Below are 25402 nucleotides of genomic sequence, written 5' to 3'. Positions count from 1 at the left end.
AATAAATCAAAAAAAATGATACAATATGGATTTCTTAATTCCATATTTTGGAATAAGTTATGAGTAATTATTTCGAACTGATTAAAATTTTCTGTACAGTGGCGAATACTGAAAATTTCAAAAAAGCTGCTGTAAAGTTGGGGAAATCACCTCAGTCAATTACACGTGCCATACAGGAACTTGAGGATCAGAAAGGAGAAATTCTTTTTTATCGGAGCACACGTGGTCATAAAATTACCCGTGCAGGGGAAGAGTTGTTAAGACAAGCTCAGCCTTTACTGAAACAAATTAATGAATTGGTGAAAAACAATACTCAGGAATCTAATCAGAATATCTCTGGTCATATTCGTTTAACGATGCCAACTGCGTTTGGTCGACACTTAGTTATACCTTTAATTACAAAGTTTCAGACTGAATATCCAAATATAAAGGTCAGTTGTATTTTGACTGATGAACACAGTGATGTAATTGAAAATCAAATAGATATTGGACTTCGTGTTGGCTTTTTAAATGACAATCGCTTTGTGTCTCGAAAAGTTATGAATATCGGTTTTCGTGTAGTGGGTTCACCAGATCTCATAAAAAGAGTTGGACAGCCTTATCAGATTGGCGATTTAGATAATTTTCCTATTATTGCCTTTGAAAATTTATCTTTAAATCAATATTGGTTTTGGGGGTTTGAATATGATCAAACTTTTTTACCTAGCTCGCCATTTTTTTCAACCAATGACCTTGATGCTTATTGTCAGGCAATAGTTGATGGTATTGGTTTTGCTCATATTCCAGAATTTTTGGCATTACCGATGATTCAGCAAGGTACTGCTATAGAAGTCATGAAAAATGTTAAGTCATCTCCATGGGGATTGTATTTATATCGCCCACAATTGGGGCCAACACCAAAACGAATTAAATTGCTCTATAACTATTTAGCTGAAAATTTTATAAAAAGTAATTGATAAATTATGAATATATAAATTTTAAAAGTTGCCATATTTGAGGTTGGTTATAGTCATAAGCATAAATTTAGAATTTAAGTAAATTATTGCTTCAATTTTATAGCTGAATATACTTGGTTAAGGCTCTCGTTAATGCTTTATGTTTTTAAGATCTTTTTCATGTAGATATGCAGTTTCAACTTTATATGAAAGTTTATGTTTTAGATCATGTTCATAGAATCCACAATAATAATCAATTTGATTTACCAACCTATCACGGAATGTAGAGTTATAGATCGAAAACCATGCGTAGTTTTCATCCGATTTTGTTTTGGATCAATATAGCTTAAGCAAAATCCTCTCTAATTTACTCCCTTTAGCCACATTTTTGATGTGGCTTTTCTATTTTTAACTTGAGAATTAGCTAAGGAAAAAAATAATGAATACATCTTGTAAAAAAACTCCATTTTAAAAAAATAAATATTTATTGATTTAAGTTATTGTTTTTTATTTGAAATTTAAAATGATATAGATTGTATCTGATTCTTGTACTTTCTTTAATTTACGAATAGTATAATTGAATTATGAAATAAGTAATTATTGTTGCAGCGATGTAGAAGGAATTACCATGAAAGAAGTTGCATTAAATGATTTTATTGATCAACAAAAAATAGGAAGGTATCAGAAGTTTATCTTATTGACCTGTTTGCTACTGATGGTTATGGATGGCTATGATATTCAAGCAATCGCATATGCTGCGCCTTTGATCATGGAACATTGGCAAATTGATAAAACCATGTTGGGGGTCGTATTTAGTGCCAGCCTTTTTGGTTTATTTATAGGCTCACTATTTTTAAGTTCTTTAGCAGACCGCTTTGGTCGCCGTCCCATTTTACTTATTTCAACTCTAGCTTTTTCTGTGCTGATGTTACTCACACCAAGTGTTAGTAGTGTAGAACAATTGACCATCATACGTTTTGTGACTGGGATTTTCTTAGGAGGAATTATGCCTAATGTTATGGCATATAGTTCCGAGATTGTGCCAAGCAAGTATCGTATTTTGACCATGATGGTTATTTCATGTGGTTATACAGTTGGAGCAATGCTAGGCGGTGGAATTTCTGCTTTATTGACGCCAATTGGTGGATGGCATGCGATCTTTTATTTTGGTGGAATTATTCCCCTGATCATTTTTTTTATTATGCTGTTCACGTTGCCAGAATCCTTACAATTTATGGTAAGCAAGAATAATGATCACAAAGCATTATTATGGCTAAAAAAATTCTATCCAAAGCTAAATTTTAGTTCAGAACTTAAAATTTTAAATCCCCTGATCCTGAAAACAAAACAATCACCTTTAGAACTATTTAAAGAAAACCGTGCATTCTTTACTTACACCATTTGGATAATAAGCATTTTGAATATGGTTAGTTTGTATTTTTTAGCGAACTGGTTACCGATGCTTGCCAAAGAATCAGGCTTAAATTTAAACCAGGCCTTACTGATTGGTTCCATTCTACAGTTGGGAGGAGCCTTTGGCAGTATTTTGATGGGTTTGAAAATAGATAAAGTCGGATTTTATAAGGTACTTATTCCAGTATTTATTACTGGCGTATTGAGCGTAGCCGTGATTGGTTATTCAATTAGTAATCCTTTACTTTTATATGTGGTTGTTTTTATTGCAGGGTTTGCAATTGTTGGTGGTCAGCCAGCGATCAATGCGTTTTCTGCTAGTTATTATCCTATTTCACTACGTACTACTGGGGTGGGATGGAGTATTGGAATAGCACGTTTAGGTTCAGTAATTGGACCATTGTTTGGCGGATATTTATCTAAACACATGGATATTACGCATCTCTTTATTGCTGCTGCAGTTCCATCAATGCTTGTGATTATGACACTCGTGATTCAAGCAAAATATCGATAACTGATGATTTACCCAGTATCTAAGGAGTATTTAATTATTTTTAAATAGCAAAATGATGTATTTAAGGCTTAGATTCTCCCTGTCACTCTTGAAACTATATGAGAAATAGTTTTTAAAAAAGGTTTACATACCATGAAATTAAATACGCTGCGATATTACGATTTTGTGAATTCAAAATTTTATATTTTATTGATAACACGTGTATTACTTGTAGTATTGTTTATAAAGCTAGGGATTCCCAAGCTTATTAACTTTGAACAAACAATCCAGTATATGCAATCTTTAAATATTCCATTTTCAACTCTAGCTGCATTTATCGCAGTTGTAATGGAGGTTGTAGCTCCTATATTTATATTGATCGGCTACTATACTAGACCTATTGCGATTATTTTTGCATTTTATACGATTGGGTCTGCAATATTAGGTCATGCCTATTGGCAAGTTCCCTCGGAACTTGTCCAGTCGAATATGATCAATTTTTATAAAAACATAAGTATTGCTGCTGGATTCTTTTTGTTAAGTTTAACAGGACCAGGCCGATACTCCTTGGATAAAAAATAAATGTTTTATTAGAGGCTTTGGAGCATTGAAGGTCAACGACAATGTTTCATTAGCTATTTTTTTAAGTTAATAATGCTTCTCAAGAAGTTTAAAGTATTTTGATTAACAATTGATTGCTTTAATGATTAGGGTAGAGTTAGATCTTAGTAAATGTAAAATGATTTTAAATTTTAAAGTTAAAAATGTCTAAAAAGCCTTATCTATCACCAGAAATGCAAGAATATCAAGCAAAGCAAAAAAGACAAAATAAATTACTTTTGCAACTTTCAATTCTTCTATTTATCCCGCCTTTATTGTTATTTCCCGCATATCCAAGAAATGATTGGCAATATTCCATTTATAAGTACATCACACAGAATTTGTTGATTACAGTGGGTACAAAAGGACCACTACCATTTTTTACTATTCTTTCTAGTATATACATTACAGTGATTATGTTTTTCTTAAGTTGTTATGTCTGCTGGTTATTCTTAAAAAAGTATGGCATTCAGGAAAACTTTCAAAAAAAGATTTACAGTTTATTCGTACAATTCGAATTCTCTTCTTCATATAAATATCCTTGGTTAGAAAAACCAATAATCAAAAAAACATTAGTTTCGAGCATTTTTATTTTATGTTTTCTTGGCAGTATTTGGCATTTTGTTCATGATGAAATTTCATTCCAAAGTGGTAGTCGTAAAGGTGCACTCATAGAATGGAGTTACAACTATCGAATAGGCGTATTGTTCTGGGAATTGATCATGAGCTTGTTCAGTATCTCTCCTATTTTTTATTTCTTTCTTTTATTCATTTATCTTGGCAATTACTTTTTCCGTGGATTGGGGACTGGAAAAATTATTTCTTCAAAAAGAAAAAGCAAAATAAAAAAGCGTAAGAAAAAAAGATGATTTCTTTAATTCTGCCATATTGTCTTATCCTGTAATAGAACGACACTTATGTCATAAAACGTTCAATCAATTTCATTGGGCACTTTAATATTTTCGTGGCATTTATATCATGCACTCCAGCATCTTTATGTTCTTGCTTGTCACAAAGAATGTTCAATCAATCTAAGCTAGAGGCTTATCCAACACAATTCTATTGAATAAGCCCATTTAAGACCATTAATCAATATCAGGATGTTGCTTGGCGAGATGATCACGTTTTTCTTGCAACTCTTCAATTTTTTGATCAATTTTTTCGATTTTTTGCTCAATATTTCCATGATATTGTTCGAGAAGTTCTTCAGCTTCTTCAGTATCAACGGCCATTGGTTTTGCACCTTTGAGCGGTAAGTTGGCTGTTTCTTTAAGATAAATCGCAGTAATCACCCCAAAGCAACCACAAATTACCAAATAATAGGCAGGCACCATAATATTTTGAGTGGTTTCAACCAATGTCGCTGTGATGGTTGGGGTTAAACCTGCAATCACCACAGAAATATTAAACGCGATTGCAAGTGCACTATAACGAATTTCAGTTGGAAACAATGCGGGTAGGGTTGAAGCCATTATTCCAATCAGCATATTGAGTGAAAGTGCCAACATCAACAGACCCAAGAAAATTAAGTAAACATTATTGGTGGCAAGCAATATAAAGGCAGGGTATGACAAGACAATCAGGGCAATGCTGCCTGCAAAGACAAATGGGCGACGACCAATCTTGTCGCTAAGCATGCCTACAAACGGCTGTACAAAGAGCATTCCAACCATTACTGCAATAATAATCAGAACACCATGATTTTCTGAATAGCCTAAGTTATGTGAGAAATAACTTGGTAAATAGGTGAGTAGCATGTAATAGGTGACATTGGTACACAGCACCAGACCAACACAGACCAGTAGACTGCGCTTATGCTCACGGAAAATTTGTTTGAAACCCACTTTTTGCGGTTTTTTAGATTGTGACTGTTCTTCTGCATGCGCCTGAAAAGTCGGTGTTTCATCTAAAGAATGACGTAAATATAAGCCAATCAATCCCAGTGGCAGTGCTAAATAAAAAGGAATACGCCAGCCCCAATCGACAAAGGCGGCTTCGCCCATGGAAAAGCTGATCATTGAAACGACGCCCGCTCCAACAACAAAACCTAAAATAGAACCAAAATCCAGCCAGCTTCCCATGAAACCACGCTTTCGATCTGGAGAATATTCAGCTACAAATATTGCTGCTCCAGCATATTCACCTCCGACCGAAAAGCCTTGAGCAATTTTTACAATGAGCAGCAAAATAGGAGCCCAAATCCCGATACTTTCATAAGATGGAATCAAACCAATACCAAAGGTACTGACCGACATGATAATAATGGTGATTGCCAGAATTTTTTGACGACCATATTTATCGCCTAAATGTCCGAAAAATAATCCACCCAAAGGTCGAAATATAAAGGGTATAGAAAAGGTGGCAAGGGCCGCAATCATTTGTATACTGGGTGATGAATTTGGGAAAAAGACTTTACCCAATACATAAGCGACATAGCCATACACACCAAAATCAAACCATTCGATGGCATTCCCTAAAGCTGCGGCTTTAATGGCTTTTTTAGTCTTATCATAATCAATAATTTCGACATCATCGATTTCAAGTGGTTTGATTTTTCTTTTATACATAAATGGCTTAATCCTAATGAATGACAGTGTTAAAAAATCTCTTTAAAACACAATCAAAAAAAATTCATCATGAGCAGAAATGATTAAAAAATATAACGCTAGGTTACATTTAAGATTTCAATGTCATAGAATTTTAATAAATATCAATTGATTATAATTTTAGTTTTTTTGTGAATTTTATGTGTTGGGTAATCATGAACAAAATGTATGAGATCTGATGCAATTATGTAATAAATTTAACGTATATAAAATAATCAAAAGGGCTGTGAATAATAGTTGTGTCAGCTTAGCTAGAATTATTTTAGCAGGGCGCAAAGCCAAACTGATGCTAAAAAATGTTGAGACTAGAAATAGGTATTTGGATGATGACTAAAGCAATAAACAGCCGTTAAGTATAATTTTATCAACAATCCAAATGCTAATGGGTGCAATATGAGTTATAACCAGTGCCTAGCTTAAATGGGCGCTAAAAAACTGTATAAATATTTTTATAGATAAAAATGAGTCAATTTTATAAGGTTATGCATTTTTTGAGTAAATGTAATATTTTTTTGTAAAAATAAGTTGCTGAATCTTAATAAAATTTACAATTTTAATGATTAGTTAGACAAAGTATCTCCTTGTTGAGAAGTACAATTTTAGCAAAGTAAGCTCTTTTTTTGATTTTGTTTCCTGATTTTGTTTTATGGAAAGCCATTATGTTTTCAAATTATATCCATCCATTTGTTTTGTTTTTCTCATTACTCAATCCGTTTTTAATGAGTATCTATATGATCGGGATGATTCGCCATACTGAAACCCATGTATTCAATAAAGGTTTAGCCCAAGGTGCCTTGATTGCTTATGTGGTTTTTATGCTTTTTGCATGGGGTGGTGAAGCCATTTTTAGTACTTATTTAAATGTTCGTTTTGAATCATTTCAGATTTTTGGTGGATTAATTTTCTTAGTGATTGGCTATCGTTTTGTATTTCAAGGCGCGGATACCATCGGAGAAATGAGAGGAACACCTGCACATTTGGCCAGTACCATGGCGATGCCATTTATGATTGGTCCTGGCACAATCAGTGCGGCTGTCGTAACAGGAGCGAGTATGTCTTTACTCGAATCCGCTGTGTTGATCGCTTTTACCTTATTTATTAGCTGTGGCATTTTAATGATCATGAAGTATGGGCATGACCACTTACGTTATAGCCATGCAAAATATATTGATCGCTATTTTGATATTGTTGGACGTTTATCTGCCTTGTTAATTGGCACAATTGCGATTGATATGATCGCAACTGGAATCATTGGTTTGCTTGAAAAGTATTAATTATTATTTATTAGTTTTTATGTTTTTTAAGGTAATTATCAAATAAATACAATGACATGATTTACGCTAAGGTGGGGGAGTACACATCACGTCATGTCAAAGTTTATTCAGTAATATTATCTAGTAACCTTATTCTTAGCCTTTCAGATTGAAAGGCTGTTCATTTTATAGCTTTATCTAACAAAACGAATTTGAATTAGAAAATAATGGAGGAATGTAGAGATATATGTTGTTTTTATGTGAAATATAACGATAATGATTTTTATTTAGATTAAGAGTTTTATTTCGTGAATAAATGGATTTCTCAAAATCGAATCTTTGCTAAAAGTGCAATTTATCTTACACTTTATAGTTGTTGGATTGGGACAGCTTATGCTGCGACGGAAGCAACAACAGAGCAAACAAATGCTTTACCCATGATCGTTGTCACCGCAGAAAATAATACAGAAAATAACTACACTAAAAAGAATGCCAGTACATCGACTAAACTCGATTTGAGTGTAAAAGAAACCCCACAATCTGTTTCAGTGATTACACGCAAACAAATCGAAGATATGGGTGCGACAAATTTGGGTGATGCACTATTAAATACAACAGGGATTTTACTAACAGGGGATAATACGGAGAGGACCAACTTTTCTATCCGAGGCTTTAATGTTGGAGATGGTTGGAATTCAAATATATTGCAATATGATGGTGTTGCTGTAAATGCAAGTAATGTCACCTCATCTAAACCAGATATGGCAACCATTGAAAGTATTGAAGTATTACGAGGGGCAGCTGGGTTAATGCAAGGTTCAGGAGACCCGTCTGGTGCAATTAATCTTATTCGTAAAAAACCAACAGAAGTTTTTCAGGCGAGTGGTGCTGTCAGTTATGGTTCATGGAACACAGTACGTGGAGAAATGGATGTTTCTGGTCCATTGAATCAATCTGGAAGCGTGCGTGGTCGTTTAGTGGTGGCAGGTCAAGATGGTGATTCATTTATGAAATCTGTTACTCGTGATTCTAATGTTTTGTATGGAATCGTGAGCAGTGATTTAACTGAAAATACGCTATTGAATATTGGATATTCACGTCAAGGTGAACATGCAGTTCCCGTAAATACAATTCCTAACTATTTCAATGGTCAAAAAATAGGTATCGATAATTCCAACTGTGGTTGTGATTACAGAGATTTTTGGGATAAAACCAATAGACAAGCTTTCTTAGATATAAGCCATAAATTTAATAATGGATGGGAAGTAAAAGCCAGCTATATGAAGGCAAACTATGCTATGGATATGGCATTTACTTCATTGAGCGTGGCTCCAAAAACCACAAGTGCTGATGATGCTTTAGCAACTGTTTATAAGTACGGATATAACTATGAGCAAAAATTAGATATTTATGATTTTTTTGCAAAAGGGACATATCATTTATTCGGTCGTGAGCATGAATTGGTATTTGGTGCAAATCACAGTAAAAGTAATATTACAGGGGCATGGACAAGTTGGGACCAAGTGCTAGAAGATTATAGTTTGGTTGGTGGAGGGGAAACACCGACACGTGACTATTTATACGTCAATATTAAAAATTACAGTCCTTATCAGTTACCTTACATCGCACCACGTTATCAAAATACCAGCGTTGATCAGGTACGTCAGACAGGATACTACCTCACCACTCGTTTAAATATTATTGATCCGCTCAAAGTTATTGCAGGTGTGCGTCAAAGCAATTATGAAAGTGTCAATGAATATAAGAAATCAAATATTTTAACACCATATTTTGGACTTACTTACGATATCAATGATGCATTGACTGCATATGCGAGTTATACCGATACTTTTGTTGTGCAAAATGTCAAAGATCGTAATGAGACATTACTTGATCCAGTACAGGGTAATGTTTATGAAATTGGGCTAAAAGCAGGGCTTTGGGATGATCGTTTAATTGCATCAGTTGCAGGATTTAAAACCAACCAAATTAATCGCTCAATACGAGATGAAAGCACCAAAGGGCAATGCCCATTTAATGGTGGCGAAGCTTATTGTAATGTTGCATCAGGTGAGGTGATCAGTAAAGGGATTGAAACTGAGATTCGTGGTGAAATTATCCCCAATCTTAATTTGAGTTTTGGCTACACATACAATACTACGGAATATGCGAATGATCCTACAAATCAAGGTTTGGTTTTTAATGAGGATACGCCTGAACATATTGCACGTTTATTTGCGACTTATAAGTTTGCAAATAATTTAATCCTAGGCGGCGGTGCAAATTATCAAAGTACTTGGAAAGTGGGTCGTTATAGCGAACATCCTTATCGTCAGCCTGGATATACGATTGCTAACTTGGTGGCGAGCTACCCATTAAGTGATAAAGTGAATATTGCATTGAATATCAATAATATTTTTGACAAAGAATATTATTCACAAATTGATACTTATGGCGACATTCGTTTCGGTAATCCTCGAAATGCAACGCTCACTTTACGTGCAAAGTTTTAAATCAATCGAAGGATGGCTGATATTTTCAGCCATTCGCTAAAATAACAATCCAATTTACTCCCTAAAATGCACTCAAAACCCTCAACTAAATTTCTTAATTAAATTTTTAATAAATTTATAGACGACTGGTCTATTATTGATTTATAGTGTGTGCATGAAACGATCAGATAAAAGTGAAGCGACTCGACAACATATCTTAAATACTAGTTTTAAGTTGGTATTACATAAAGGTTTTGTTGGCGTTGGCTTACAGGAAATTTTAACGACTTGCGGTGTACCCAAAGGGTCGTTCTATTATTACTTTACTTCCAAAGAAGCATTTGGTTGTGCGCTTTTACAGCAATACCTTGCTGATTATAAAGTGAAAATTGATCAATTGATTCTACAAGAAGAGCGGAGTGCTTATGCGCGTTTAGTCGCGCTTTGGCAAGCATGGATTGATGACCCATGTCATAACGAGGGAGGCTGGGCTGAGAATTGTCTGATTGTAAAACTTGCCGCAGAGGTCTCTGACTTATCGGAAGATATGCGTCAGATTTTAAATTTTGGTGTAAGCAAGCTGACAGAACGCATTGCAAATTTACTCAGTGACGGACAACAGGATGGCTCAATTCCACAACATATTGAGCCTGAGAAAATGGCACAAACCATGTATCAACTCTGGTTAGGCGCAGCTTTATTGGCGAAACTAGCACAGAACAAACAGCCACTTTATTTGGCTTTAGAAACCACACAGCAATTACTAAAACCTATATAGGAATAACAAATGAAAAGTATTATTCATCAAGTTTTTGGCGAACCTGTCGACGTATTAGCAGCAGCAGAAATGCCAAAGCCAGAGCCTAAAGCGGGCGAAGTTCGTATTAAAATGATTTTATCTCCGATGCATAACCATGACGTCTGGACGGTGAGAGGAAGTTATGGCTATAAGCCGACACTTCCTGCAATTGGGGGAAGCGAAGCGGTTGGTGTGATTGATGCCGTCGGTGAAGGTGTCGATGCAGTGTCTGTCGGGCAACGTATTGCAGTTGCCGCGGTTCACGGCAGTTGGGCGGAATACTTTATTGCGCCTGCGCATGGTGTTGTGCCTTTAATTGATGCAATAGATGATGAAACCGCTGCACAATTGATTGGTATGCCAATTAGTGCACTGATGTTGTTAGATTTTATTGATTTAAAACAAGATCAGTGGCTTATCCAAAACACAGCCAATGGCGCTGTGGGTAAAACTGTTGCGATGATCGCGCACGCTCGCGGTCAAAAAGTCATTCATTTGGTTCGCCGTAGTGATGCGGTTGCAGAAATGAATGGTTTAGGTATTCAAAATGTAGTGGCGACTGATCAAGCGGATTGGAAAGATCAAGTAAAAGCGATACATGCAGATCAACCTTTAATTGCTGGAGTAGATTCGATTGGGGGGAAAGCCAGTGGTGAAATGTTGGCTTTACTTAGTGAAAATGGTGTCTTGGTTTCATTTGGTAGTATGACGGGTGAACTGATGCAAATTTCATCAGGTGATCTTATTTTTAAACAAGCGACAGTCAAAGGTTTCTGGGCAAGTGTGGTCAACAAACAATTGTCTGCAGAACGAAAAAAAGAGTTAATTGTAGAATTGGTGACTTTAGCGGCTCAGAAAAAATTAGTATTGCCTGTTGAAGGTGTATTTAGTTTCGATCAAATTCAACAAGCAGCAGCCAGAGCAACTGAAGGTGCACGCCAAGGCAAAGTGTTATTAAAACCATAAATGTACTTGGCATAGATCAGTTGCGAGACTGATCTATCAGCGTTTTTAAAATAAGGAAGAAAACGATGATTGGACAAATTTTAATTGCCTTAATTGCACTGCTACATGTGTATATTTTAGTTTTAGAGATGTTCTTATGGGATAAACCATACGGTTTAAAAGCATTTGGGAATACGCCTGAAAAAGCACAGCTCACCAAAGTCATGGCACAAAATCAAGGCTTATATAATGGCTTTTTAGCAGCAGGCTTATTTTGGGCTTTATGTGCACCTGTAATTTATGCCTTACCACTGGCAAATTTCTTTTTGGGCTGTGTATTGATTGCTGGGATTTATGGCGGCTTAACGGCAAGTAAGAAAATTATTTACATACAAGCGATTCCAGCAGCATTGGCATTACTTATCGTGAATTTGAATTACTAAAGTAAGGGGCGAATCTCGCCCTTACTTAAAGTTCTTCAAAAAATTTAATTACATAGCTGCATCAGAGAGATCAATAAGCTCTCTCGCTTCATATGAATCGTTCAGAAGATGATCTTAATTTATTTATTAATATCTCTGATGTTTGTTAACTTTAATTGATTCTAATCCATGTATTTCCTTACTTTGTAATGTGCAGGCAATTTGACCCACTCTTCACGTGATAAATAGCTGATATGCTCTGTACGGTAATCCGCTAGAAACTGATTATATTTATCTGTTTCAGTGTGATGATGCTTAAAGCCACACTTTGCTTGTGCTTTATGTGACTGTTCATTATCTGCAAAGTAACCACACCATAAAGCGTGTAATTGCAAATCTTCATAGGCATGTTGCATGACTGCTTTAACCGCTTCAGGTATAAAACCATTTCCCCAAAAGGGTACACCAATCCAATAAGCAACTTCTGCTTCATTATCAGCGATATCAAAATTACTGTCTTGCCCAATCAGTAGACCGACCATGCCAATGGCTCGATTGTCTTGCTTTTTCGCAAGCGCATAGACTTCATCATGTGCAAAAACTGTCTGAATATATTCTAAACTTTGTGCCTGACTTTCATGTACAGGCCAACCCGCAATTGGCCCAACGCGTTCATCTTTTGCGTATTCGTATAAACTCCCTGCATCACTTTCATGCCAAGGTCGTAAAACTAAGCGTTCAGTTGTCAAAATCATATTTTTAAAGCCTCTTATAAAATTTATAGTATTTCAAAAGGGACTATAGGCATTTTAGGGACTGTTTCCTATGCGCATATTTTGGCAATTTCGGTACTTTTAAAAACAAAATCATTATAATTAGGCAAATATTTAATAAATTTTATTCAAAATGCAAAGTGATCTAAATTATCTTCGTCAAAATGCAAAAGATTATTTATGGGGAACAAGTCATCTAAGTGATTCGTTAAACCAGCCTTTGCTATTAGCATATTGTTCACTTATTTTTATTACACAAGGCCATGCTGATTTAAGCATTCAGTTTAAAAGTTACCATTTGCAAGCAGGTGATTTTTTGGTTCTTGCAGAAGATTCATTGACTATTATAAAAAACCAATCGGCTGATTTTTCTTGTAATTATTGTATATTCAATCGTCATTTTGCTGCTGAAGTTGCCGCTGTTTTACCAAACGCTTTATTTGCTTATCTCAATCAAATGCCACATTTTTCCCCCAATACCGAACAGGCAGGTTTAATCAAGATATGGCAATCTCAAACCGATTTTATTATTAAATCCACAGAACAGTATCAGCGCACATTATTATGCAATCACTTGCAAAATTTTTTTCTGGTACTGTCTGAAATCGTCGATCACAAAAAGACCTTAGCCAAGAATGAGTACACAAGAAAAGAAAGATTATGTTGGAAGTTTTGGGAAATGATCGCAATACACTGTCACGCTGAACGGGAGGTTTTGTTTTATGCACAAGCCTTAAACATTAGTCCCTACTATTTATCGCAATTGTGTAAGCAAATTTTTAATGATAACCCTAAAACGCTGATAGATCGGCTGGTGATTGTTAATCTTAAACAACGACTTAAAATGAATACACTCTCAATTCAAGTGATTGCTGACCAGATGCATTTTAATGACGCTTCCTATATGTGTCGTTATTTTAAAAAGCATACAGGCTATACGCTACGCCAATATCGAAAAGACAATTAAGATAAGATTTTTAACGTGATATTTTGAATAGGCTTCTTTTATAAGTTCTTTTTAAAAGTATAGATCAACACAAAAGCGCCCTGATCCTCGTCTTTTCCCAACGCGAGAGGAACGTCCAATACCAATCTGACTCACTCTCCATGCTTATTTTTTCATCTATGGACGTGAACGAATGGGTAAAAATTTTATTCTTATCAATTTTAATGCTTGATCTACTTCATCATGAGAACGTTTGTAAATCAAATTGATGGATAATGTACACGCAGCTTACAAATGACTGATTAATACTCTTCGTGAAAATGATTTGATCATTTATATCACTGAGATTACGTTTAAAAATATTCCAGACTCATCATTGGGTTTAAAAAGAATATGCGCTTAACTGATCCATTAAGTTTTTTAATTTTTTTAAATCAGATTTATTTTGCTTGTCAAATGGATATAATTCAAATGAAAACCAAGAATCATCAGCATAAAAAATTTGAAAATAAAAGCTTCTGTCCAACTTTTTATCTCAACTTCAGACTTATGATCTGGTTGTATTAAATTATCAATAATTTCAGTGAATTATTAAAATGTTTTTATGTGATTTTTAAATATAAAAACAGTACGATTGTTCCATTCTTTAATCTCATATTTCATCGTTAAATATTTAAGAGAGTGGTTTAAAACCTGATTTTATCAAATTTTTTATTAAAATAAAACTCTAGTCGATATGGGTGTTTAATTTTTAAAGATAAAGTTAAGGCTTGCTTTTTGTTTTTTAGTTATTCTATGTGAGTATTTGTTGTTTTAAATAATAAGATTAATCTGGTGAATATTTATTTGATTTTTTATGATGTTTTTTTGAATAATTTTATCTTTCTTTTTTGTTGTTAAATATGTTTAAAAATAATCATCACATAATAGTTGTTATATTTTTATTATTAATATTAGATTTTTGCTTTTATATATTGATTTATTTTTTTTGGCTATTGGTGTTTTATTTTATATGATTAGGTTCTCAAAAAATATAAATTTAATCTATTGCTTTGTATTTTTATTTTGGTTTATCTGGAATATAGATAAATAAAGGTTTCTTTTATTTAATTTACAATTGGTCTTATTTTTTTTCATAGAATAACATATTTTTATTTTGATGAAATAGGATATATATTGACTCAAAATACCGACTATTAATAGATTGTTGGTAGTAAATAATTTCATAATAATTATACACTTGCTTTATGTTTGTTGTGTATTTAATTCAGTGAAATTAAATACTTAACTTTGAAATATTATAAGTTTGGTGATAAATAATACCCACGAATTTGAAATGGAAAATTTTTCATCAACTTATTGAGCGATAAACAACTCTACTCATAAATAGTGGGTGTGTATGATAAAGATCTATGAAATGATTTTTCATAAAGGAATGGGTGAAAACTCTCATTTTTTTTATGCAGTAAATAATCAGGCATCTCGTCAGCATTTTATTCAAATGCTGAGGAAAGAGATTGATTGTGAACTGGGTGATTTTAAAAAGAGTTGTATCCAAGATGATCGAAATGACCTCAAATGGCTTTATAAGGAAGTAAGCAGGGAAAGTCATTTTTACTTAGATATTATGGAAAATGATTTTATTTATAATTCCGTTGCTGCATTAGGCTTGCATATTTCGTTGAGAGTGGAAGAGCAAAATTTATTTGAATTACAAGAAGGTGATAAATTTTTATAAAATTATATTTAAATTGAAATATTGAAATATTGAAATTTAAATTGACGAATTTTATCTTTTTGTCAATTAAAAGTTTTCGATCAGCATTTTATAATGCCATATCGTCGCCCATTCTCCCCCTAAAAATTGAATGGGTTTTTTTTGCTCAGTATGTTTGTAAATCTTGGGTTTGTAGTTAATTATATAAGCATATATCTATAATAATATTAATTATTTTAGTGTTTTTTTATATGTTTAAATCTTTAGTGCAATTTAATTCATATTGATTTGGAAAATTATTTTAAAATATAAAAACTTATATTTAATCGATGGTGTTTTTTAGTGTATTTATTGAACGCGTATTTATCACATGTAATTATGTAAATGCTTTCACACTTCTGGTGTAAAAGTTAATAAATAATACACATCATGGGATTAAATATGAATATTTTTACAAAACTAACCCTTACTATTTTATTGGGTACAGGGTATATCGCGACTACACAAGCAGCAGTGACGGGTCAGGTTGATGTAAAACTGAATGTTTCAACAGGTTGTACTGTTGAAGGTTCTACAGTGAATGGCAATATCAACAAATTTGGTACATTAGATTTTGGTAAAACTTCTGGCACTTGGACCAATACCCTTACTGCACAAGTTGCTTCATCTGGTACGGGCAGCCATCTCAATGTGAAATGTGATGGTACAACAGATGTTAACTTTACTGTTGCAATTGATGGTGGTCAACGCGCTGATCGTAGTCTTAAACATACAACTGCTGCAGATGTAGTCAGCTATAACGTTTATCGTGATGCTGCACGTACCAACCCATATGCAATCAATACGCCTCAGACTTTCACTGCTGCGACAGGCGTAGCTCAAGAAATTCCAATCTTTGGTGCTGTTGCTGCAAATAGCGGTACTGCAAAAGCACAGGGTGATTATACAGACACTTTATTGGTGACTGTTAATTTCTAATTGGTATACGTAACAGTGAACAGGTTTGTTATTAAACAAGCCTGTTTTAAGGAGGAACGTATGCATCTGTTGCTTAAACAATGCGTGGGATTGTTGGTTTGTAGTCTTATTTCGTCATTCACCAGTGCTGCACAGTTAGCAGCTAGATTAAATGTGCAGATTGAATTAGAACCCTCATGTGAAATTAATAATCAGTCTGTCAGTAATGCAACAAATGGTCTGAATTTTGGTCAGCTGGATTTTGGTGAAACCACAGCTGCATTTAATCAGGTGATTGAGACCAGCTTAAGTCAGGGTTCTACATCAGGTTTGACCATTCAATGCCCTGGCAATGCTCCAATAAAAGTTACTTTTGGTGCGGGGCAAAATGACAGCAAGGTTCCAGCACCTTTTGGCGCAAATTATTTTCGTGCCATCAGTAATGGCACAGATTTCCTTGCCTACAACATCTTATATGGAACTGCTCGCGAAGCACTCAAGCCTAATCAATCAATTACCTTGACCAATAATGGTCAGCCGCAAACGCTTAATCTCATGGGTCAAACTGTTAATAATGGTCGGTCAGTATCGCTTGGGCAATATACCGACACTATTCCAATTACCATCGAATTTTAAAGAACGAAATCATGAAAAAAATAGGTTTAAGTGTTCTGCTGATGTTGGCTGTGCAGTGGGGATATGCTGAAACAGAAGCAACTTTTACGGTTCAAGCACGTATTGCCAATGGCTGTGGGTTAAGTAATGTCGAACAGTTACTTGATTTTGGTCGTCATCCTGTTGTGGCGCAGGGAAAATTAAGTGAATCAGTGATAAATACAACACAAAGTTGGAATATCCAATGTACTGCACGGCTACCGGTAAAGGTGATGTTGAATGGTGGTGATCACTTTTCAAATAATTCTCGGCGAATGAAACATGCCCAGCAGAATGAGTTTGTACCTTATCAGCTTTATCAGGACAGTAATTTGCAAGGTGAATATGCCAGTGGGAGTACTTACTCGCTGATACCAACCACTACGCTGAATACCGTACTGGGTTTTGCAGTCTACGCTGTTGCAGACTTGAATAATAACAATCAACCACGATCAGCAGGCCTTTATAAAGATACGGTCGCAATTACGATTACATGGTGATTCTATGAGCTTAAATAAAATGAAAATATGGTCGGGCAGAACTTTCTCTGCGGCCGCGATATTGATGGTCACTTCACCGGTATTCGCACAGGCCACTTTTTTAATCTGGCCAATCTATCCAAAAATCGAAGAAAATGAAAAAGCCTCTGCGGTGTGGCTACAAAATACCGGTAATTCTGATGCCATGGTACAGATTCGGGTATTTAAATGGGATCAGAATCATCAACAAGATGCTTATGCGGAGCAAACTGAGGTTATTCCAAGTCCGCCAGTGGCGAAGATTAAGGCGGGTGAAAAGCATATGTTGCGTTTGACTCGCTCAGCTGCTGTACCTGATGCAAAAGAACTTGCCTATCGAATTATTGTCGATGAATTACCGATTAAGCTCAATCCAGAAACGAATAAAGAAACATCAACGGTCAGCTTTCAGATGCGTTATTCCATTCCCTTGTTTAGCTATGGCAAAGGACTTGGCAGTGGTTTAACTGAAGTTTCACAAAAAACCAATGCAAAAAATCCTTTGGCTAAACCGATATTAAGTTGGTGGGTCAAAAATAATGAACAGGGCAAACCTGAACTTTATATTAAAAATACAGGTTCAAAATTTTCGCGGCTTTCAGGAATTAAATTAACCCCGACTTCAGAGCAAATGGCTTTTGGCAAAACCGCCTTTGGTTATGTGTTGGCAAACAGCACCATGAAGTTTGATCTGGACAATAAGTTACTCAACAGCCTGAGTGGTCAAAGTAGTTTGTATGGGGTTGACAGTTCAGGGGTGAAACAGGAATTGGTTGAGATTAAAAAAGAAGGAGGGGGAGGATAAATGCGTTATTTATCAGGGTTAAATACCCCTTCTTTTTTATGCAAAAGCCTGACATTGATATTGGTCGCAAATATCCCATTGCTGAGCTGCAATGTCTATGCAAATGGTTTACCACCACCACCGCGAGATGTTTCAGAAGTGAATAGCTTATTTAAGCTCTATCTGGACTTGGTGATCAATCAATATTCGACGCGACAAGTAATCCCGGTCATTGTCAAAGGAGATCATTACTTTATCCAGCAATCGAAACTGGATGAGTTGCAGATTAAGCTGCCTGCGGATGCACTTCAGCAACAGTCAGAAAAAAACCTGACCGATCTGGATGTATTTACTTTAGGCTTTTCGGGCAAGGCTTTGGATTGGGTCAGCCTCAATCAGATTCCCGAATTGAAGTATGAGTACAATTCAGCGCAACAGTATTTTAGTCTAGATCTTCCTGCCAGCTGGATGCCGGTGCAGATACGCGGCTTGGATTCATGGTATCAACCTGAAACAGCGCAGTCGGGTATTGGTTTATTAAATAACTATGACTTTTATACCTACCGCCCAGAGAATGGTGGCTATAGTAGTACATTATTTACAGAACAACGCTTTTTCTCACCTTATGGGGTACTGAGAAATTCAGGGGTTTATAGCAAAACTGATTTTGACTCATCCAATCAGAACAGCGATGGTTATCATCGCTATGACACCACTTGGCAATATGATGACCCAGTCCGGGTAGTTTCACTTTTAGCCGGCGATGTAATTACTGGAAGTAAAAATGCTTGGGGAAGTTCAGTGCGTTTAGGTGGATTGCAGTTACAGCGTAATTTTGGTACGCGTCCAGATTTGATTACCTATCCTTTACCCCAGTTTAAAGGACAAGCGGCCTTACCGAGCACCGTGGACTTATTGATTAATGGGCAGAAAGCCAATTCAACCGATGTACAATCTGGCCCTTTTATTCTAAATAATGTTCCATTTATCAATGGTAAAGGCGAGGCGGTGATTGTCACCACAGATAGTGTTGGCCGTCAGGTGGCAACCTCGGTGCCGTTTTATATTTCGAATACTTTGCTTAAACCGGGGTTATTGGATTATTCGGTGTCTATGGGACAAATCCGCGAAGATTATGGGATCAAGAACTTTGAATATGGCAAATTTGCCAGTTCAGCGGATGCGCGTTATGGGATTAACGACTGGCTCACGGCTGAAGGACGAGTTGAACTCTCCGATTCAATTCAGTTGGTTGGGCTAGGTTCAGTGTTTAAGTTGAATCAGTTTGGGGTGTTAAGTGGTTCGGCAACTCAAAGTTGGGCAGACCGTGAATTTAATCGGATCAATAGCCAAAATATCAAGGGAAATCAATATACTTTAGGCTATAGCTATAACCAGCAACGCTTTGGATTTAGTCTCAATCATACCCAACGTGATCAGGATTATTATGATCTTTCACGCTTGCAATATAGCAATTTGGTCTCAGCCAACAATCATAAAAGTTCGGTTGCCAACACGTATTTTGCCACAGATAAATCAGGGACTTTTGGGGTGGCCTATATCCAGACCAAGAACCGCGACATTAAAAATAAACTGATGAATCTGTCGTGGGCACCGATACTCCCGTCTTATATGCGTGGTGCAACGGTGTCATTAAGTGCCAATCGGGATTTTGTGGAAAAAGAGTGGAATGCAGCATTTCAGTTATCGGTTCCATTTTCCAAAAGCAGATCCACTGCCAGTCTAGGTTATAGCCAACAATCCAGTGGTGATTATGCTTATATCAACTATAACCGTAGTGCACCGTTGGCAGGTGGTGTTGGTGTTGATTTAAGTCGACGTTTTAATGAAAACAGCGATGACTTTAATCAGGCACGTGTCAGCTACCGTAACCAATATTTTAATACCGATGTCGGCATGTCGGGTGCCAATGACTACAACTATTGGTTTGGACTGTCAGGTTCGGTGGTGTTGATGTCAGGCAATGTTTTCGTTGCCAATCGATTGGGCGAGTCATTTGCTTTGATTGATACCAACAAAATTGCAGATGTTCCAGTGCATTATGAAAACAGCTTGGTCGGTCGTAGTAACGCCAAGGGCTATGTATTTGTACCGTCAGTGACGCCTTATTACGCGGCTAAATATAGTATTGACCCAATCGATTTACCTTCAAACTTTAATGCAACCCAAGTTGAAAATCGGATTGCGGCAAAACGAGGTTCAGGTGTTGTGATTGGCTTCCCAATCAAACAGTCTTATGCGGCGAATGTGTATTTAGTGCAAAGCAATGGACAAGCGGTTCCAATAGGTGCGGTGGTACATCGTGCCGATCAAGAATCGAGTTATGTGGGGATGGAGGGGATTGCTTATCTTGAAGATTTGAGTGCAGAGAATAGCATTCGAGTGCAACTGCCGGATCAGCGCATATGTGAAGCAAACTTTTCGTTGGATTTAAAACAAGCGCAACAACAGATCGCGGTGATTAAGTCAGTTGTTTGTCGTGAGGTGGCTCAACCATGATTACTTTAAAAAAAATAATACCCGCAGGTCTATTATTCTCTGGGTTAATATTGATTACAGCTCAGAGTCAAGCTGCTTGTGTTATTACCTCAAGTGGTAAGGTGACGATGGGTACGATTTCGTCTATGACATTGGCGGAGCAAGGGACGCAATCTAATCAGTTTAGAGCAGGTTTGGCTTGTACTGCATTTGCGACCTTTGCAACAACCAATTATATAAAATATCGGGTTGATCAAATGCCAGTAAGTTATAAAAATGCTGGGTCTGGTGAGGTTCTTACAGTAGATTATCTAGATAACGCTAATGCAGCAATCAATCTCGGCAAAGAAGTAGATATAGGTGGTTTTTCTCTGATTAATTTATTTAGTGGACCAGATGGTGCACTACTCTTTAAGGCGAAAATTAATGCAGGGCAAAATGTATCACCAGGAAGATACGAAGCTGAAACGCCATTTAAAGTCAAATGGTATTATTCTGTAGCTGGTTTTGGAATAGGTGCTTTGGCTACACACTATGAAAGTCCTGGTTTTAGCCGAGGCTTTTTGGGGATCGGGTTTAATTGGGGTACAGGTATTGATGCAACATTAAACTTATATATTGACGTTTCAGCAGATTGTCGTATTTCTACCAATGCGGTTAATTTTGGAACATCGCCTTTTGCAGATGTCTTTACACCAGTTCAAACTTCTCTAGGCGTACGTTGCTCAGTATATACACCTTATCATGTCAGTTTAAATAATGGTCTCTATCCACAAAGTGGTAATCAACGTGCAATGAAATCTGAAACGGGTAACAATTATTTGAGTTATGAGATTTATAAAAATGCAACGACGGAACGTTGGGGCAGTATCGGCAATGAACGCTGGTCAAGTCTCGAGGCGACAACGAACCCGGGTCAGCATAATACCAATCAACAGGGTTTTGCCTTTACTGCAAAAGTTCTGGACACTAATTCACCAAGTCTGCCTGCTGGTAATTATTCAGACACAATAACGGTAAATGTTGAGTTTTAACGATATAAAGCCATGATAATGATTTTATCATGGCTTTATTAAATGATAATTTTATAGTTTATTTTTTTATCGATATTAAATAAAAACTCTCTTTAATTATGTTTTTTTATAAAAATATGCGAACCTTTTGCCTTATTAAAACCCATTCTTAAAATTCATTATTATACATATACAAGTGTATTTTATTATTTATTATACATTTTTTATGTGAAATATCTCAAGATTAAAATAGTTTGTATGGATGTTTAAAGATGTTGGTATTGGCATAATATTTGTTTTTTTTTGTTTTTTGACTATTCTTTTATGGTCTTAATTCGTGTTTTAATTTTCAATTAAAATATGGATTTTAATAATTATTTATTATAAGGGTGGGTAATTGTTTCTCTATGTTTTAAATCATTTATATGTTTTATACATATTTGTTTTTCTAAAGAATACTGAATATAAATGTTATTATTTGAAGAGGGCTTATTGTGCGGACTTATGCATACTTCAGGATTGATGGATTCTCAATGGATGAATTTAATTATGCTGACTATATTCTTGGGTATGGTTATGAAATACCGAAAAATAGGCTTGTATTTGAACAGGTGAAAATAGGTATACCCCTAGAATTTAGGCATAAACTTATTAACTTAATTAACTATACATTGGAAAGCGGAGATCTTTTATTAATAGATGGAATAGATTCTTTGGGAAGTGATTTCAAAGAAATATATTCGAGTGTCAATTTTATTTTTAAAAAAGGAATTCGCTTAGTCTGTTTGGAATTTTCAAAGAAAGAAATTAAAGGAGACATAAAAAAGATTTTTTTTCATTTTCTAAAAATCTGTTCTGATTTCGATGGAAAACTTCAATCGAATAGAAAGATTGGTAATAAAAATATAAACAAAGTAGGTCGACCAGAAATTTTGAATAAGGCCCAGAAAGATGAAGTTTTAGAAAAGTTTAAAAACGGGCAAAGTGTCTATTCTTTAGCTAAGCAGTATTCGGTTACAAGAACAGTCATTCAAAGACTACTTTCAAAATCATCAGACCATGCTATTGGTGAGGATTAAATGAATATGAACGTTAAAATGAATAACAAAGCTAAAACAAGTAGATTGGTTGTTGCAAAACAAATGAGCAATCTGGATAAGATATTCGTTGTTCAACTCAAATATTATCTAAATAATAAGTCGAGAGTTATTGATGACGCCAATGAAATTGAGATTAGCTCTGTAAACGGATTGATTGATTATGAAATTTACAAAATCGAACATGAGGAAAAGAAAATCATTTTTTTATATGGTTCTAGTCCATATGTTATAGATTTAAAAAATTAATTTTTTAATTAATCTTTTAGATATGAAAAGTTAAGCACTTTTAAGTTTGATGTTGTGGTTAATTGTTTTAAAATTTATTCTGATTTTTTATAACAGTAAGATAATAATATTTAAAATACTTGCTAATAAATATTTTGGATTTTTAAATTAAATTTAGGATATTTGTGTTTTTGATAAAAACTTTTTAAAATTAAGTTGTAGTGTTATTTAAGATGTAAATCTTTTATTTTTTTGTATAAAATGGTTGTTTTTTTTAAATTTTAAATTGGTTTAATTTAATGTAAATAGAATCAATTGGAAAAATTATTGTTAAAATAGATTGGATTTATATCTAAATGATATTTTAAACATCAGAACGCTAAAGGTGCTTAACTTTAAATTATAGTGATTTTTTTATTCTGTGTTTTATTGAAAAGTGATAAAAATTATTTTAAAGATGTTGGTGTTGAGCCATTGGTAAAGTATTAAAATAACGCATGATTTGTTTAAATTGGTTGGGTCCGGAGTGTAAGTAAATAAAATGGAGTTTATTTGGGAAAGAAAAAATCGTTATTATTTAAACAGGGGGTAATATTTATTTTTTTAGAAATCTGACTAGCATGGAGCTGAGTTACAGTATCTTATCTATAAAAAATTGACCAATTATCATTTTAAAAAGCATGTTGAAGTATGCGGTCTAGAATGCGGTATTACAGTTAGACTTTATTTTCTCCAAAAGAGGTGAGTATGTTATATACAGTTGCAGTAGAAAAAGGTTCAAACGATGAAGCCTATGGCGTGATTGTTCCTGATATTCAGGGATGTTTCTCTGCGGGAGATACTTTTGAAGAAGCATTAAGCAATGCGAAAGAAGCAATTGCAGATCATTTGGAGATTCTTGCAGAAGATGGCAAAAATATTCCTTTGGCATCAGAAGCAAGTACATTTCTGAATGAGGAAAAGTTTAAAGGCTTGATCTGGGCAGTGGTAGATGTAGGTGATTATCTAGATAAAGTGAGAAAGACAATACAGGTGAAGAGGTGTAGTCCTGAATAGATTGTTCAGAAATAGGTTCAAACACAACACATATTAATATGTTAACTATTTCACATTTTAATTGGAAAAAATATTTATATGATTTTTAACATTAAAAAAATTGAATATTGTAAAGAAAAATAAAATATTTATTCCTTAAACTCATATGTAAATATAATTATTAATTGTCTTGAGAGTATCTTTTGGCAAATGTTGGTTAGTGGAAATTCTAAATTTAAGCCAAATATCCGTTAGTAAAATAGAAGCTAAAGCATGGCTAATCCTTGATCTTTGGACTTTGTAATGGGATGGAGGTGAGTTGTGATATCGCCGTTTTCTTGCCTAAATTTCCAAAAACACACAGCAAATTTCCTGATCAAATGACATAGAGTGATGGTTTATCTGCACGTGACTAATTCAAAATTTAAGGTGAAATAATGTGAATTTTGTTTTTATGTAAAAAATTTACAAAAAAAAATACTTTAAATAAAACTGAAATATGAATGTAATAAATATTTAATATATTGAAATATATAATAAAAATATTTTTCTCAAAAAATACGAATTTATATACGCTTGTATCTATTCATTATAGAAAGTGTGACTTTGTTTACATTTTTGTCTCAGTGTGCATAATACCCATCGACCAAAACGAATCATTTTTTTTGTCTGTATAGGATACTTGGTATGAAAAATATTTTTTTAGCAACATCAGTTTCAATTTTAGCAATGTCTAGCGCTTTCGCAGCAGATGGTACAATCACAATCAACGGTTTAGTAACTGACAAAACTTGTGATATCGTGACTCCACAAGGTAAAGATTTCACAGTAACGCTTCCAACAGTTTCTAAGCAAACTCTTGCTAAAACTGGTGATATCGCGGGTCGTACGCCATTCACAATCAACTTGGCTAACTGCTCTGAAGGCAAAGTTGCAACTTATTTTGAACCAGGTTCAACAGTTGATTTTGGTACTGGTCGTTTAAACAACACAGATGCAACTGGCGCGAAAAACGTTCAAGTTCAATTGTTAGGTTCAAATAACCAATTCATTCCTGTACTTGCTGCTGGTGCTTCTGGCGCGCAAACTAACTCTCAATGGGTAGATGTTGCGGACAAAGGTGCAGCTGATCTTAATTACTATGCTGAATATTATGCAACTGATGCATCTGCTGCTGGTAAAGTAACAACGTCTGTTCAATATACTATTATCTATCAATAATT

The 25402-nt window shown here is 34.9% G+C and carries 22 protein-coding genes and 1 pseudogene; 21 read left to right on the top strand and 2 right to left on the bottom strand.

The genetic code is table 11. From position 1 onward, the window contains the following. Positions 1-59: 59 nt before the first annotated feature. The 4 genes from CQZ96_RS07990 to CQZ96_RS07975 all read left to right on the top strand — a co-directional run bounded on the left by CQZ96_RS07990 (position 60) and on the right by CQZ96_RS07975 (position 4310). Positions 60-956 (top strand): LysR family transcriptional regulator, encoded by an 897-nt coding sequence (locus CQZ96_RS07990; protein WP_004722286.1) that lies wholly within the window; start codon positions 60-62, stop codon positions 954-956. 607 nt (positions 957-1563) lie between these two features. Continuing rightward, the gene (locus CQZ96_RS07985) at positions 1564-2862 is read left to right on the top strand and encodes an MFS transporter (RefSeq protein ID WP_105713071.1); all 1299 of its coding nucleotides are present in this window, start codon (positions 1564-1566) and stop codon (positions 2860-2862) included. Between the two features lie 132 nt (positions 2863-2994). Beyond that, entirely contained in the window at positions 2995-3423 is a 429-nt protein-coding gene (locus CQZ96_RS07980; RefSeq protein WP_105713070.1) for a DoxX family protein, read from the top strand. A gap of 182 nt (positions 3424-3605) precedes the next feature. Next, positions 3606-4310 (top strand): hypothetical protein, encoded by a 705-nt coding sequence (locus tag CQZ96_RS07975; RefSeq protein WP_105713069.1) that lies wholly within the window; start codon positions 3606-3608, stop codon positions 4308-4310. Between the two features lie 216 nt (positions 4311-4526). Here CQZ96_RS07975 and proP read toward each other — a convergent pair whose 3' ends face one another. Further along, on the bottom strand, positions 4527-6008 hold the full coding sequence (gene proP, locus CQZ96_RS07970; protein WP_056516445.1) for a glycine betaine/L-proline transporter ProP: 1482 nt from the start codon (positions 6006-6008) through the stop codon (positions 4527-4529). 698 nt (positions 6009-6706) lie between these two features. Here proP and CQZ96_RS07965 point away from each other — a divergent pair. The 5 genes from CQZ96_RS07965 to CQZ96_RS07945 all read left to right on the top strand — a co-directional run bounded on the left by CQZ96_RS07965 (position 6707) and on the right by CQZ96_RS07945 (position 11979). After that, positions 6707-7321, top strand: coding sequence for a MarC family protein (locus CQZ96_RS07965; RefSeq protein ID WP_004722279.1), 615 nt, complete (start codon positions 6707-6709; stop codon positions 7319-7321). 287 nt (positions 7322-7608) lie between these two features. Then, positions 7609-9813 (top strand): TonB-dependent siderophore receptor, encoded by a 2205-nt coding sequence (locus tag CQZ96_RS07960; RefSeq protein ID WP_105713068.1) that lies wholly within the window; start codon positions 7609-7611, stop codon positions 9811-9813. Positions 9814-9967: 154 nt separating this feature from the next. After that, complete coding sequence (locus CQZ96_RS07955) at positions 9968-10570, top strand: TetR/AcrR family transcriptional regulator (protein WP_105713067.1); 603 nt, start codon at positions 9968-9970, stop codon at positions 10568-10570. Between the two features lie 9 nt (positions 10571-10579). Then, the gene (locus CQZ96_RS07950) at positions 10580-11557 is read left to right on the top strand and encodes a zinc-binding dehydrogenase (protein ID WP_105713066.1); all 978 of its coding nucleotides are present in this window, start codon (positions 10580-10582) and stop codon (positions 11555-11557) included. A gap of 65 nt (positions 11558-11622) precedes the next feature. Further along, on the top strand, positions 11623-11979 hold the full coding sequence (locus CQZ96_RS07945) for a DUF1304 domain-containing protein (RefSeq protein ID WP_105713065.1): 357 nt from the start codon (positions 11623-11625) through the stop codon (positions 11977-11979). Between the two features lie 161 nt (positions 11980-12140). Here the strand turns inward: CQZ96_RS07945 and CQZ96_RS07940 are convergent, their stop codons facing one another. Continuing rightward, positions 12141-12713: a GNAT family N-acetyltransferase gene (locus CQZ96_RS07940; RefSeq protein ID WP_105713064.1), complete on the bottom strand. Its 573-nt coding sequence runs from the start codon at positions 12711-12713 to the stop codon at positions 12141-12143. Positions 12714-12864: 151 nt separating this feature from the next. Between CQZ96_RS07940 and CQZ96_RS07935 the strand changes: the two genes are divergently transcribed. The 12 genes and pseudogenes from CQZ96_RS07935 (at position 12865) to CQZ96_RS07880 (ending at position 25400) form a co-directional block, all read left to right on the top strand. After that, the gene (locus CQZ96_RS07935) at positions 12865-13698 is read left to right on the top strand and encodes a helix-turn-helix domain-containing protein (RefSeq protein WP_105713063.1); all 834 of its coding nucleotides are present in this window, start codon (positions 12865-12867) and stop codon (positions 13696-13698) included. A 1396-nt stretch (positions 13699-15094) separates the two neighbouring features. Continuing rightward, a complete protein-coding gene (locus CQZ96_RS07930; protein ID WP_228722786.1) occupies positions 15095-15415 on the top strand; it encodes a hypothetical protein in 321 nt (106 codons plus the stop codon). 420 nt (positions 15416-15835) lie between these two features. Continuing rightward, positions 15836-16372 (top strand): spore coat U domain-containing protein, encoded by a 537-nt coding sequence (locus CQZ96_RS07925; RefSeq protein WP_105713061.1) that lies wholly within the window; start codon positions 15836-15838, stop codon positions 16370-16372. Between the two features lie 60 nt (positions 16373-16432). Then, the gene (locus CQZ96_RS07920; RefSeq protein WP_105713060.1) at positions 16433-16987 is read left to right on the top strand and encodes a spore coat protein U domain-containing protein; all 555 of its coding nucleotides are present in this window, start codon (positions 16433-16435) and stop codon (positions 16985-16987) included. Positions 16988-16998: 11 nt separating this feature from the next. Beyond that, positions 16999-17505 (top strand): spore coat U domain-containing protein, encoded by a 507-nt coding sequence (locus tag CQZ96_RS07915; RefSeq protein ID WP_105713059.1) that lies wholly within the window; start codon positions 16999-17001, stop codon positions 17503-17505. Positions 17506-17524: 19 nt separating this feature from the next. Then, positions 17525-18328: a molecular chaperone gene (locus CQZ96_RS07910; protein ID WP_178283393.1), complete on the top strand. Its 804-nt coding sequence runs from the start codon at positions 17525-17527 to the stop codon at positions 18326-18328. Further along, positions 18329-20827: a fimbria/pilus outer membrane usher protein gene (locus CQZ96_RS07905; RefSeq protein ID WP_105713058.1), complete on the top strand. Its 2499-nt coding sequence runs from the start codon at positions 18329-18331 to the stop codon at positions 20825-20827. Continuing rightward, the gene (locus CQZ96_RS07900) at positions 20824-21840 is read left to right on the top strand and encodes a spore coat U domain-containing protein (protein WP_105713057.1); all 1017 of its coding nucleotides are present in this window, start codon (positions 20824-20826) and stop codon (positions 21838-21840) included. The genes CQZ96_RS07905 and CQZ96_RS07900 overlap by 4 nt, the downstream gene beginning before the upstream one ends. Before the next feature lie 473 nt (positions 21841-22313). Next, positions 22314-22898 carry a recombinase family protein gene (locus tag CQZ96_RS07895; RefSeq protein ID WP_035372130.1) on the top strand — a complete coding sequence of 195 codons (585 nt, stop codon included), beginning with the start codon at positions 22314-22316 and terminating at the stop codon, positions 22896-22898. Next, a complete protein-coding gene (locus CQZ96_RS07890; protein WP_004722246.1) occupies positions 22899-23165 on the top strand; it encodes a hypothetical protein in 267 nt (88 codons plus the stop codon). Between the two features lie 726 nt (positions 23166-23891). Then, positions 23892-24167 (top strand): annotated as a pseudogene (locus CQZ96_RS07885) (type II toxin-antitoxin system HicB family antitoxin); the annotation flags it as partial. 699 nt (positions 24168-24866) lie between these two features. Further along, complete coding sequence (locus CQZ96_RS07880; protein ID WP_004722242.1) at positions 24867-25400, top strand: fimbrial protein; 534 nt, start codon at positions 24867-24869, stop codon at positions 25398-25400. Positions 25401-25402: the final 2 nt, after the last annotated feature.

The organism is Acinetobacter sp. MYb10, assembly GCF_002980175.2.
In the GTDB taxonomy this organism is placed as follows: Bacteria; Pseudomonadota; Gammaproteobacteria; order Pseudomonadales; family Moraxellaceae; genus Acinetobacter; species Acinetobacter guillouiae.
This window is presented reverse-complemented; position numbering and strand designations above follow the sequence as displayed.

Excerpts from the sequence above, each read along its gene's own strand:
- CQZ96_RS07925 (WP_105713061.1), top strand. The coding sequence starts at position 15,836 with ATGAATATTTTTACAAAACTAACCCTTACTATTTTATTGGGTACAGGG.
- CQZ96_RS07880 (WP_004722242.1), top strand. The coding sequence starts at position 24,867 with ATGAAAAATATTTTTTTAGCAACATCAGTTTCAATTTTAGCAATGTCT.
- CQZ96_RS07950 (WP_105713066.1), top strand. The coding sequence starts at position 10,580 with ATGAAAAGTATTATTCATCAAGTTTTTGGCGAACCTGTCGACGTATTA.
- CQZ96_RS07965 (WP_004722279.1), top strand. The coding sequence starts at position 6,707 with ATGTTTTCAAATTATATCCATCCATTTGTTTTGTTTTTCTCATTACTC.
- CQZ96_RS07935 (WP_105713063.1), top strand. The coding sequence starts at position 12,865 with ATGCAAAGTGATCTAAATTATCTTCGTCAAAATGCAAAAGATTATTTA.
- CQZ96_RS07975 (WP_105713069.1), top strand. The coding sequence starts at position 3,606 with ATGTCTAAAAAGCCTTATCTATCACCAGAAATGCAAGAATATCAAGCA.
- CQZ96_RS07920 (WP_105713060.1), top strand. The coding sequence starts at position 16,433 with ATGCATCTGTTGCTTAAACAATGCGTGGGATTGTTGGTTTGTAGTCTT.
- CQZ96_RS07900 (WP_105713057.1), top strand. The coding sequence starts at position 20,824 with ATGATTACTTTAAAAAAAATAATACCCGCAGGTCTATTATTCTCTGGG.
- CQZ96_RS07980 (WP_105713070.1), top strand. The coding sequence starts at position 2,995 with ATGAAATTAAATACGCTGCGATATTACGATTTTGTGAATTCAAAATTT.
- proP (WP_056516445.1), bottom strand. The coding sequence starts at position 6,008 with ATGTATAAAAGAAAAATCAAACCACTTGAAATCGATGATGTCGAAATT.
- CQZ96_RS07915 (WP_105713059.1), top strand. The coding sequence starts at position 16,999 with ATGAAAAAAATAGGTTTAAGTGTTCTGCTGATGTTGGCTGTGCAGTGG.
- CQZ96_RS07990 (WP_004722286.1), top strand. The coding sequence starts at position 60 with ATGAGTAATTATTTCGAACTGATTAAAATTTTCTGTACAGTGGCGAAT.
- CQZ96_RS07890 (WP_004722246.1), top strand. The coding sequence starts at position 22,899 with ATGAATATGAACGTTAAAATGAATAACAAAGCTAAAACAAGTAGATTG.
- CQZ96_RS07955 (WP_105713067.1), top strand. The coding sequence starts at position 9,968 with ATGAAACGATCAGATAAAAGTGAAGCGACTCGACAACATATCTTAAAT.
- CQZ96_RS07910 (WP_178283393.1), top strand. The coding sequence starts at position 17,525 with ATGAAAATATGGTCGGGCAGAACTTTCTCTGCGGCCGCGATATTGATG.
- CQZ96_RS07940 (WP_105713064.1), bottom strand. The coding sequence starts at position 12,713 with ATGATTTTGACAACTGAACGCTTAGTTTTACGACCTTGGCATGAAAGT.
- CQZ96_RS07930 (WP_228722786.1), top strand. The coding sequence starts at position 15,095 with ATGATTTTTCATAAAGGAATGGGTGAAAACTCTCATTTTTTTTATGCA.
- CQZ96_RS07985 (WP_105713071.1), top strand. The coding sequence starts at position 1,564 with ATGAAAGAAGTTGCATTAAATGATTTTATTGATCAACAAAAAATAGGA.
- CQZ96_RS07905 (WP_105713058.1), top strand. The coding sequence starts at position 18,329 with ATGCGTTATTTATCAGGGTTAAATACCCCTTCTTTTTTATGCAAAAGC.
- CQZ96_RS07945 (WP_105713065.1), top strand. The coding sequence starts at position 11,623 with ATGATTGGACAAATTTTAATTGCCTTAATTGCACTGCTACATGTGTAT.